The organism is Microbacterium sp. H6 (genome assembly GCF_003314775.1).
Classification (GTDB): Bacteria; Actinomycetota; Actinomycetes; order Actinomycetales; family Microbacteriaceae; genus Microbacterium; species Microbacterium oxydans.
Genome location: NZ_QOAY01000165.1, coordinates 617 through 2,304 on the forward strand (window position 1 = coordinate 617; position 1,688 = coordinate 2,304).

A 1,688-nucleotide genomic window follows, 5' to 3' on the forward strand; every position below is an offset into this window, starting at 1 on the left:
CATCTCGGTCGACGGCACCTCGCTGACGGTGAGCGCCGTCACCGCCCCTGCAGACCCCTCTCCGTGGTTCGAGGTCTCGCTGATCCCCGAGACCCTCGCCGCGACGACCCTCGGCGTCCGCGCCGTGGGGGACCGCGTGAACCTGGAGACCGATATCCTCGCCCGCCACGTGGAACGCCTCCTCGCGTTCCGGGCTGCACCGGAAGGAGGCTCGCGATGAGCCTTTCCACGATCGACGAAGCCCTGGAAGCCCTGCGCGCCGGGCGACCCGTCCTCGTCGCCGACGATGAGAACCGCGAGAACGAGGGCGATGTCATCCTCTCGGCAGAGCTCGCGACGCCGGAGTGGGTGGCGTGGACCGTGCGCTGGTCGTCCGGTTTCATCTGCGCCCCGATGCCCGCCGACCTCGCCGACCACCTCAACCTGCCGCCGATGGTCGCCGCCAGCGAAGACGCCCGCTCGACCGCCTACACCGTGAGCGTCGACGCCGCGCAGGGGGTCACCACCGGCATCAGCGCCCATGACCGCGCCCACACGCTGAACGTGCTGTCGAACCCGGAGTCGACGTCGACCAGCATCATCCGCCCGGGCCACGTACTGCCTCTGCGGGCGGTCGACGGCGGCGTGCGCGAGCGCAGCGGCCACACCGAGGCCGCCGTCGAGCTCATGAAGCTGGCGGGGCTCCGCCCGGTCGGAGCGATCGCGGAGGTCGTCGCGGAGGACGGCAGCATGATGCGCCTGCCCGGACTCATCGAGCTCGGTGCGCGAGACGGCGTACCCGTGATCACGATCGAGCAGCTGATCGCCCACCTGAACGAGATCGACCCCGATGGCGCGACGCCCAGTGCGCACCGCGGACGCCGCGTGAGCCTGCGCGCCGACGCCACCGTCCCGACCACGCACGGCACGTTCCGCTTCCTCGCGTACAAGGACCGCATCACCGGCACCGACCACATCGCGGTCGTCTCCGGCGAGCCTGGCGACACCGCGCTGGTACGCGTGCACTCGGAGTGCCTGACCGGCGAGGCGTTCGGGTCGCTGAAGTGCGAGTGCGGCCCACAGCTCGACTCCGCACTCGACGCGATCGAGAAGGAGGGCGGGATCGTCATCTACATGCGCGGCCACGAGGGGCGAGGGATCGGCCTGATCAACAAGCTGCGCGCCTACAGCCTGCAGGAGGAGGGCCTCGACACGGTCGATGCCAATCTCGCTCTTGGCCTGCCCGCAGATGCGCGCGACTACGCCGCGGCGGCCGGCATCCTCTCGGACCTCGGCGTATCGAAGGTGCGTCTGCTGACGAACAACACCGACAAGGTCGCGCAATTGCGCGAACTCGGCCTCGACGTGATCGAGCAGGTGCCGCTGATCGTCGGGGTCGGCCCGAACAACCACCAGTACCTGGAGACCAAGCGTGACCGGATGGGTCACATCATCGGCGAAGCAGACCTCGCAGAGGCACTCGCCCACGGAAAGGACGACGAATGAGCGGCGCAGGAGCACCCGAGACGGGAAACATCGACGGGCGGGGTCTGAACGTCGTCATCATCGCCGGCACCTGGCACGAGACGATCTCGAACGGCCTGATCGCCGGGGCGGAGCGCGTGCTCGACGCCGCCGACGCCACGCACCGGCTCGTGCGCGTGCCCGGCTCCTTCGAGCTCGCGATCGCCGCGCAGGCCGCTTTCGCC

2 protein-coding genes and 1 pseudogene are annotated in these 1,688 nt (G+C 69.9%); all 3 read left to right on the plus strand.

The features are described from left to right. Positions 1–220: pseudogene (locus DSP71_RS23560) on the plus strand (riboflavin synthase); the annotation flags it as partial. Next, on the plus strand, positions 217–1,485 hold the full coding sequence (locus DSP71_RS10315; protein WP_058632891.1) for a bifunctional 3,4-dihydroxy-2-butanone-4-phosphate synthase/GTP cyclohydrolase II: 1,269 nt from the start codon (positions 217–219) through the stop codon (positions 1,483–1,485). The pseudogene DSP71_RS23560 and the gene DSP71_RS10315, both read left to right, overlap by 4 nt. After that, positions 1,482–1,688: 6,7-dimethyl-8-ribityllumazine synthase (locus DSP71_RS10320; RefSeq protein ID WP_181800719.1), on the plus strand; the 207-nt coding region annotated here is incomplete at its 3' end. The genes DSP71_RS10315 and DSP71_RS10320, both read left to right, overlap by 4 nt.

Coding starts and splice junctions, on each gene's coding strand:
- DSP71_RS10315 (WP_058632891.1), top strand. CDS start 217: ATGAGCCTTTCCACGATCGACGAAGCCCTGGAAGCCCTGCGCGCCGGG.